We start from the raw sequence: 8330 nt of genomic DNA, 5'->3' as shown, positions 1-8330 counted from the left end.
GTGGCGGCTGCGGCTGTAACTAACCATTAAATCGATCCAATAAACTCAATCGAAAAAACACTCAATCAATAAAAAAATATTCAGTACTTCAAAAACTAAATAAGAACAAAATGAAAAAACTACCAATTACGCTGCTAAGTGCAGCGGCAGTGGCTAATGTGGCATTAGCTGAAGATCATGTCTCTGTGCATTACCTTAACTATGAAGAGTATGACGACAGAGTTTCAGCCAAGGACACCATGGTTTCGATTGAAAAAAGTATCGGCTTAGATTGGACCCTAAACGCAGAAATAAGCTACGACAGTGTTTCAGGTGCTTCTCCAGCATGGGGCCCTACGACGCCTACAGCTTCGGAGGCCGACAAAATAAATCGCGCCCTGAAAACCCAGCAAGCTCAAGACAAAACTGACGAAGTCATCCGTGCGGGTTACGATCCTCACCGTGACAATTATAAGATCCAGAAAGTCGGTCTAGAAGACACCAGAAAAGCGCTCAGCTTGAGTGCCACCTATCGTGACAGACTGCGCAATGAATGGACTTTTGGTGGCAATATATCCCAAGAAGAAGACTATAAAAGCATTGGTATCAATGGTAAAGGTTTGATTTATGCCGATAGCACTAAAAATCGTTCGTACAGCTTAGGGGGCTCTACTCTTTTCGACCAAACGAAGGCGTTTGGCAAATACGTTGATAACTCTTCTAACAGCCAAAGCTGGGAAGACATCTTCACCGGTAGCTTAGAGGCAGGGTTATCTCAAACCTTTACACCAAATCTGTACAGCATTTTTACCGCTTATGCAGGCTACCGTAGCGGTTACTTGAGCAACCACTATTTGACGGTGCTTCGTGAAGTCGACATTAATGACGATGGTAAAATCGATGATGACGAAGTGTTCTTGGGGCAAGACTCTAGACCAGATACCCGACTGTCTGGCGGTATTAACCTTCAGGCCTTCTACTCGCTGTCCGATAGCATCAAAATCCGACCACGTTACAAATGGTTCATGGATGACTGGGGCGTGATGTCTCATCAAATAGGCGGAAAATTATCTTGGCGTGTCAGTGAGTGGCTAACCCTAGCGCCAGGCTATTTCTGGTATACGCAAGATGCGGCAGATTTCTATCGCGATCCGAGCAGCGCTGATCCTTCTTTTGCTTCGACAGGTTACGCGACTTCTGACCTACGCCTAGGTAACTTCACCGCGAATACTTATGAGCTTGGCGCGAGCGTGAAGGTCCATAAAACTGTGCGTTTAAATGCGCTGGCGGCTTACTACGAACAGAGCAACGGATTTGAAGCGCAGTGGTGGGCGGTTGGAGCAACTTATGAATTCTAAGCTGCCCTTTGTCCATCGCTTTCATGCCATGACAGTACCTTGCGAAGTGCAGATCTTATCGCTTGATTTGACCCACTTCCCAAAGGCGTGCGCAAAAAGCATCGCTGATGAGATAGAGCAGAACACACATCGATTAGAGGGCAAATATAACTTCTACAGCGATAATTCATGGCTAACGCGACAGATTAATCAGCGCACAACCAGTGAAGTCGAACTCGATTCGGAGTCTGCGGAAGTTTTTGAGCATCTCGACCGATTAAGCCAACTGACATTCGACACGTTTGATACCACTGTTGGCAGCATCAAACATCTTTTAAAACAGAAACCGAAGATGTCACACAGCCATGCCTTTCAAGCCCTCTCTTCCGCACTGGGCAAGCAGGCGTGGGAGCTAAAAGAGGCAATAGGTCAAGAAGAGAGCGTCGATCTACAAAGGACAAGACTACACGTTCCTGATTCACGCACTCGCTTCGATTTTGGTGGCGTCATCAAAGAGTATGCGGTCGACCAAGCAGTAAAGATAGGTAAGCGACTTGGTGCAACTTCAATGTTGGTAAATTTTGGCGGCGATATCTATGCATTGGGTACAAAGCCAGACGGTTCGCCATTCAATATTGCAGTTCTAGATCCAAGAGACAACAAGACACCTTTTTTTGCCGTTCCGATTACCGACTTGGCGCTGACCACATCTGCCCACAGCGAACGTCAGATGCAGTTCGGCGATAAAACCACGTCTCATATTTTGTCGAAACAAGACGTGGAAAAGAAGATTCTGTCAGTTACTGCAATAGCTTCCTCAACTTTGGAAGCAGGTGTACTTAGCACTTCCTTGACGCTCAACCCTAACATTTCATTGCTGGAAGAGAGTGCCGTTATTTATATCGACGATCAATTACACATTCACCAAAGCACGGAGTTTTTGCATTCATGAAAAACTGCCTACTCACGTTAATTCTATTGTTTAGCAGCTTTTTGCATGCTCAAGACAGCGAGTTTCTTCCGGTTGAAGAAGCCTTCCCTGTTACATGGGAAGCCACAGACCAAGGCGCGGTTATCCGATTTGATACACACCCTGGGTACTATCTTTACCAATCTCGCTTCTCGTTTAAAGAAGAGTCCTCATTATCGACACTAGCTCCTCAATACTCTCTGCCAGGTGAAGAAAAACAAGACCCTAACTTCGGTAATGTAGTGGTGTTTCACGAACCACTTACCATTACCGTGCCTTACACCGGAAGTGGCAAGCTCACCGCCCGCTATCAGGGCTGTGCAGACAAAGGGCTTTGCTACCTGCCACAAAAGCTAGTGCTGGATTTACCTACGCTCAAGACGTTGGCAGAAGTCGCTACTGAGAAGCCATCAAATTCTCTGGTTCAAACGCTAGGTGAGATCAGTGACGATACCAATGGCTTGTCGTCGTTTCTCTCTCAAGCAGGTAAGTTACAGGCACTGCTTGTGTTCTTCTTGCTTGGCTTCGGCCTATCTCTCACGCCGTGCGTGCTGCCTATGATTCCTATCTTAGCCAGCATCATAGGTGGTGAAAAAGCGATGACAGGCAAGAAAGGTGCAGCGCTTTCTAGCTCGTACGTTCTTGGTATGGCGACCAGTTATGCCATAACAGGGGTTTTGGTCACCACATTAGCAAAAGGCATCAATTTACAAGCAGCCATGCAACAACCTTGGCTGCTCAGCATTTTTGCCGCCGTGTTCGTGTTGCTAGCGTTAGCAATGTTCGGCTTCTATGAACTTCAACTGCCAGCCGCATTACAGCAGAAACTCAACAGTGGTTCAGACAAATTAGGAGGCGATAAAATTGCTAGCGTGTTCGCGATGGGCGCGATATCTGCCCTAGTGGTTTCGCCTTGTGTTAGTGCGCCATTGGCAGGTGCATTGCTTTATGTATCCACCACTCAAGACTGGATGTTTGGCGGTGCTACCCTGTTTGTCATGGCTCTAGGCATGGGTGTTCCGCTTATCGCGATCGGTGCTAGTGGCGGACGCTTACTGTTAAAAAGTGGCGCGTGGATGGTATCGGTTAAGCAAGTATTTGGCGTACTGCTACTCGCGGTGGCTATCGTCTTGTTAAGTCGCTTCGTTGACCCATCAATCATTATGATTTTGTGGGCGCTCCTTGCTATTGGTACGGGTGTACACTTCGGCGCGCTAGAAGCGGCACAACCAGGCTGGGCTCGTACTCGTAAGCTCTCAGCGCTATTGCCACTGAGCTATGGCTTGATTCTGTTCGTGGGTTATTTCCTAGGAAATTCCGATCCTCTCAACCCGCTTGCGAACCGAGAGTCCGCACAACCTATGGCCATCACATCTTTTGAGAAAACCGATTCAGTCACTCACTTGGAACAGCAATTACAAACAGCAGCCAATGCTGACCAAAAGGTACTAGTCGACCTTTATGCAGACTGGTGTGTGTCTTGTAAGGCAATTGAAACTAACGTGTTCAACGACCAACAAATCAGCCAAAAACTCAAAGAGTGGCAGACCATCAAGCTAGATGTGACAGAAAGCTCGCCGGAACAAATGGCATGGCTCAACAATAAGAACGTGTTCGGCCCACCAGCCATTTTCTTTTACTCTCCCCTTAGCGGAGAGTTAGAACCAGCGCGAGTCCTGGGGGATATCGACAAGGCTGGCTTTAAAAGCAAACTCAAACTTGCTAATCAGCTTGTAGCAGCCCGTACAGCGAAGCAAGACAGCCAAATAAATTAGACCGTCGCTCAATGAGCAAAAACGCCCAACCAATGATTGGGCGTTTTTATTTGGTCTATTGATGATAACCCTGTTACTCAGCTCTCTCTAACTGTTGGATAACCGCTTGAGTCAACTGCTCAGTGTAAGGGTTGATCTTCCAATGATCTGGACTCCAACCTTTCACGAAACGTTGGAAATCAGCCCACGCAACATAAAACAGTGGTCGCCATGCGCGTTCGACGTCTTCAAATGAGAGCTGTGGTTGATAGTGTGCAAGCGCCTCTTTCAAGTTCTGGAAATAAGTACCTAGCACCTCACTTTCATACTCTTGGCAATCTTGTGGCCTAACCGCGCTGCTCATGAACAAGGCGACATCTTTCATCGCACACCCATGGCCAACGTATTGAAAATCGACTGCAGCCGCGTTTTCACTTTCCAGATCAAAACAGAAATTTGCGAGCTTCGCATCGCCGTGCACTAAGGTTGGATACGGGCACTGTTTCAATAAACGGTCGATACGTTGCGCTTGTTGTTTCAAAGGTAAATCCGCCAAGGCACTTAGCTCATCAGGACGTGTATCTAAATGCCAATAAGTACCGACTGACCACAAGGATACAGACTGCTTATGATTGATGTTGATGTGCTTTGCGTGAAAGTTAGCCAACCATTTTAAGCAAGCGTTGCGCTGTTTAACTTCAACAGGCGTATAAGCATGATGCTCCTCGCCTGAAGCTGATTCACCAGAAGCGGCCAGTACATCAAACTGAGAGGTTAATGGGAAACCGCTATAGGCTAAGTCTTGCATCACGATAAGCCATTCGTTATCTGCTAATTCACATTGCAAACCCACAGGCACGGGGCAGCGCTCATCCCATTGCTGAGTGAACGACTGATACCAAGCCGTCTCTACTTGATAGGAATGCACTTTACGCTGATGAGACAGCTTAGTGTTCCATCCTTTCGGGTGTTCAGTTTTATCGGGCAACGCGACATGTTTAACGATAACGCTGTTGAATCCAGCATCACTACTATCTGTGAAGACTAAGCGCACTAACTCGCCATAGCCGCCCCACAATCGTTGAATCACGTGAATATCCAATCCTCGATGGCAACCAAGTGACGTGGCTATTTTTTGATAAAGCTCAGGAGGTTGTTGACTGGGGTTAACATCGGATTCGACAGGCTGTTTTAAAGGTATTGATTGAGACATATAACTCGCTGCTAAGCCTTATTGGCTAAAAGATGTGACCATTGTGGCTGCCTATTCATGTAATGAACAACATAACTGCATACTGGGACAATTGTGTACCCCGAACGCTCAATTTCAGGGAGTACCGACTCCATCATTACCTTACCAAAACCCTTGCCTTGTAGTTCATCAGGGATTCGAGTGGAGGTGATATGCAGTACCTCGCCGTCCTTTTTATACTTCACTACCGCAAACTGATCGGGTTCCAATTCAACCGTGATCTGGTTCGCACCTTGAATCCATTTAACTGCCTGCATTCTCAACTCCTGCAAATAATGGATACGACAAACAATTAAAGTTTGAAGTATGAATTCCTTGTAATAGACTAACGCAAGTGCATATAAATAAAACTAAGTACTTACAAACAATAGAAAATATTATTATAGCGTGTGGTTATAAATAAAATTCAAACCCATTAAAAGCACTCTATAAATTGCGTTAGTACGCCTACTCAATCTAGCACGTAACAACCCCTTGTTAGCAAATTATCAATTTCTAACAGACGCATGTTGGCACATGGAGAACCTATAATGAACGCACCACTGAAGAAGCCTTTGGAGCATAATCAGGCACTGCAAGATCCTCGAAATCGAACCGGAACCACCATTAATAGCACTGATGCTTTGTCTATGATTGAGCATGGCAGTGAACTGACTTTAAATGTCTCTACACCTGTTGGCACCAAGTTTATCACTACTACTAAATTTATTGGCACGCACAGTGATAACTGTATCCTGATTGAGGTACCGGAAGTCTCTAGTGACGACCTACGCTTTTTCTTTCAGGAAGGCTTTTGGATGACGGCTCGTGCCTACTCTTTGCGAGGCGAAGGCGCTCTGATCCATTTTAGATCTCAGATTCACCACACCATTGGCGAACCCTTTCCGATCATAGTGCTTTCCACACCAAGTACCATGCAAGTGACGCAACTGCGTAAAGAAACACGCTATGAAGTAAACCTAAGTTCTAGAGTAATCTTTGATGATCAACGCATGAACTGCGAGATTAGAGATCTCTCGAAGAGTGGATGTCGCTTTGTCACATCACCAACCTCTCGTCCAATTCAGGTTGCCGACCGAGTCTCGCTCGAAATTACACCTGAGAACTACAACGGTCCTTTGATTCCACTACTAAGAGGGATTGTGTGTAATCTGCAAAGATCAACGCACTACGCACGTTATGGTGTCGAGTTTGATGATATCGGTAAGGTCAATGTCAAGAACCTGCTCAGTAAGTTGAAATTCGACGGCATCAAACTTCGTTTGCGTAATACTTAGAAGCCCTCGATAAAAACGGAGCGAAAAGACTCCCAAATAAAAAACAGCCATCAATAATGTCGATAGCTGTTTTTGTTTCAGCTCGATAATAGGTTGAGAGCATTTTCCTGCTCCCACCTACCAGATTTTACTATTTACGTAAGGCATTAAGCTTGGCTTGCGCGATACCAAAGATGGTATCAATAGGGTAACTACCCTCATCGCTCGCTTCACCTGCCGGTTTGCCGGTGAACAGCTCAATCGCTTCTGTCACATGATCAATCGCCCAAATATTGAACTCGCCCTTTTCCACCGCCTTCACGATGTCACTGCGCAACATCAGGTTATGAACGTTAGATCGCGGGATAATAACCCCTTGCTCATTTGAGCGACCTTTGATTTCACACACATCAAAGAAGCCTTCAATCTTCTCATTCACACCACCAATTGGCTGAGACTCACCGAACTGGTTCATCGAGCCAGTAATCGCAATGTCTTGACGGTTTGGCTGCTTAGAAAATGCAGATACAACGGCACAGAACTCCGCCATACTCGCACTATCGCCATCAACGCCACCATAAGACTGCTCGAAGGTAATGTTAGTGGTAAGCGGGACTTTAGCCGTCTTACCAAACACAGAAGAGAGATATGCCGACAAGATCATCACCCCCTTCGAGTGAATACTGCCACCAAGATCAACGTTTCTTTCAATATCAATCACTTCGCCATCACCATAAGCGGTAGTCGCCGTGATTCGGTTTGGAGCACCAAACATGTGGTCCGTTGTGCTCAATACCGAAAGCGCATTGACCTGTCCTATTGCTTCCCCATCCACATGAATCAGCGTTGTGCCGTTGGTGAAGGTTTCCATGACGCTGTCTTGCAGTCGTCCAACACGCATCTTTTGGTTTGATAACGCTTGGTCGACGTGCGATGCACGAATCAAATTCGATTTCGAACCTCTCGCCACGTAGTTGGATTCACGAAGCAAATTAGCAATGTGTGCTGAATGCAGTGACAACTTACCTTGGTCACCCGCCTGACGAGAACTGTGCTCAATGATGCGAGCAATCGCCTTGCGGTCACAGTGGAGCATATTGTTGTCATGGACGATGCTCGAAATGAAGCGCGCATAGTGCATTTCAGAATCAGCAGTACGCTTCATCTCATCTTCAAAGTCGGCCGTCACACGGAACAGCTCACCAAACTCCGCATCGTAATGTTGCAGCAGTTGGTATGTGCGGTAATCACCAAACAAGATGATCTTTACGTCCAGAGGAATAGGTTCTGGGTCAAGCGATACCGCACCTGTTAGCGTCACTTCTTTCTCTAATGAAGTGAAGCTCAATTGACGAGAACGCAGCGCACGTTTCAAGCCTTCCCATACGTAAGGTTGTTCTAGCACTTTGACTGCGTCCATTAGCAGCACGCCACCGTTCGCTCGATGTAAGCTACCCGCGCGAATCAATGAGAAATCAGTAAATACAGTACCTTTAAACGTTGCCGTTTCTACATAACCAAACAGAGAGTGATAATTCGGATTCTCCTCGACCACAATCGGGAGAGTGTCTTCCTTCTGGCTCACAATCACGTTCACTTTGTAGCGACGCGGCATTTTCTTGTCCAAAGAAGCCGTCGCAACTTCTGCCTGCTCAGTACTCTCTTCTAAGAAAATATCAGCGTTATCGACAATGTCTTTACGCAGTGCGGTTAGATACTTTTTAATGTCTGGATATTGGCTGTAATCCTTCTTCAATTGCTTGATGAAGTGCGTGATCACAT

7 protein-coding genes are annotated in these 8330 nt (G+C 46.3%); 4 read left to right on the top strand and 3 right to left on the bottom strand.

Annotated features, from left to right (window positions below):
- The first annotated feature begins 110 nt into the window (after positions 1-110).
- From A3712_RS11425 to dsbD, 3 genes are read left to right on the top strand one after another with little or no spacing between them, the layout of a single operon-like run.
- Positions 111-1337 carry a DUF3570 domain-containing protein gene (locus A3712_RS11425; RefSeq protein ID WP_063523526.1) on the top strand — a complete coding sequence of 409 codons (1227 nt, stop codon included), beginning with the start codon at positions 111-113 and terminating at the stop codon, positions 1335-1337.
- Positions 1327-2268: an FAD:protein FMN transferase gene (locus tag A3712_RS11420; RefSeq protein WP_063523525.1), complete on the top strand. Its 942-nt coding sequence runs from the start codon at positions 1327-1329 to the stop codon at positions 2266-2268. Before A3712_RS11425 ends, A3712_RS11420 begins: the two co-directional genes overlap by 11 nt.
- Complete coding sequence (gene dsbD, locus A3712_RS11415) at positions 2265-4061, top strand: protein-disulfide reductase DsbD (RefSeq protein ID WP_063523524.1); 1797 nt, start codon at positions 2265-2267, stop codon at positions 4059-4061. Before A3712_RS11420 ends, dsbD begins: the two co-directional genes overlap by 4 nt.
- A gap of 73 nt (positions 4062-4134) precedes the next feature.
- Here dsbD and A3712_RS11410 read toward each other — a convergent pair whose 3' ends face one another.
- Positions 4135-5253, bottom strand: a complete 1119-nt coding sequence (locus A3712_RS11410) for a phosphotransferase (RefSeq protein WP_082856226.1) — start codon at positions 5251-5253, stop codon at positions 4135-4137.
- Between the two features lie 11 nt (positions 5254-5264).
- The gene (locus tag A3712_RS11405) at positions 5265-5549 is read right to left on the bottom strand and encodes a GNAT family N-acetyltransferase (protein WP_063523523.1); all 285 of its coding nucleotides are present in this window, start codon (positions 5547-5549) and stop codon (positions 5265-5267) included.
- A 273-nt stretch (positions 5550-5822) separates the two neighbouring features.
- On the opposite strand from A3712_RS11405, the gene A3712_RS11400 reads away from it, so the two are divergent.
- A complete protein-coding gene (locus A3712_RS11400) occupies positions 5823-6569 on the top strand; it encodes a PilZ domain-containing protein (protein ID WP_063523522.1) in 747 nt (248 codons plus the stop codon).
- Between the two features lie 130 nt (positions 6570-6699).
- Here the strand turns inward: A3712_RS11400 and A3712_RS11395 are convergent.
- Positions 6700-8330, bottom strand: a 1631-nt coding sequence (locus A3712_RS11395) for a Lon protease family protein (protein WP_063523521.1), incomplete at its 5' end; no start/stop codon positions are given.

The sequence above is a fragment of the Vibrio sp. HI00D65 genome, from assembly GCF_001635455.1.
In the GTDB taxonomy this organism is placed as follows: Bacteria; Pseudomonadota; Gammaproteobacteria; order Enterobacterales; family Vibrionaceae; genus Vibrio.
The sequence above is the reverse complement of the archived record's forward strand: the minus strand, read 5'-3'. Positions and strand labels throughout refer to the sequence as shown.

Bases quoted from the DNA above. Each gene is read 5' to 3' on its own strand.
- A3712_RS11420 (WP_063523525.1), top strand. From the start codon at position 1,327: ATGAATTCTAAGCTGCCCTTTGTCCATCGCTTTCATGCCATGACAGTA.
- dsbD (WP_063523524.1), top strand. From the start codon at position 2,265: ATGAAAAACTGCCTACTCACGTTAATTCTATTGTTTAGCAGCTTTTTG.
- A3712_RS11425 (WP_063523526.1), top strand. From the start codon at position 111: ATGAAAAAACTACCAATTACGCTGCTAAGTGCAGCGGCAGTGGCTAAT.
- A3712_RS11410 (WP_082856226.1), bottom strand. From the start codon at position 5,253: ATGTCTCAATCAATACCTTTAAAACAGCCTGTCGAATCCGATGTTAAC.
- A3712_RS11405 (WP_063523523.1), bottom strand. From the start codon at position 5,549: ATGCAGGCAGTTAAATGGATTCAAGGTGCGAACCAGATCACGGTTGAA.
- A3712_RS11400 (WP_063523522.1), top strand. From the start codon at position 5,823: ATGAACGCACCACTGAAGAAGCCTTTGGAGCATAATCAGGCACTGCAA.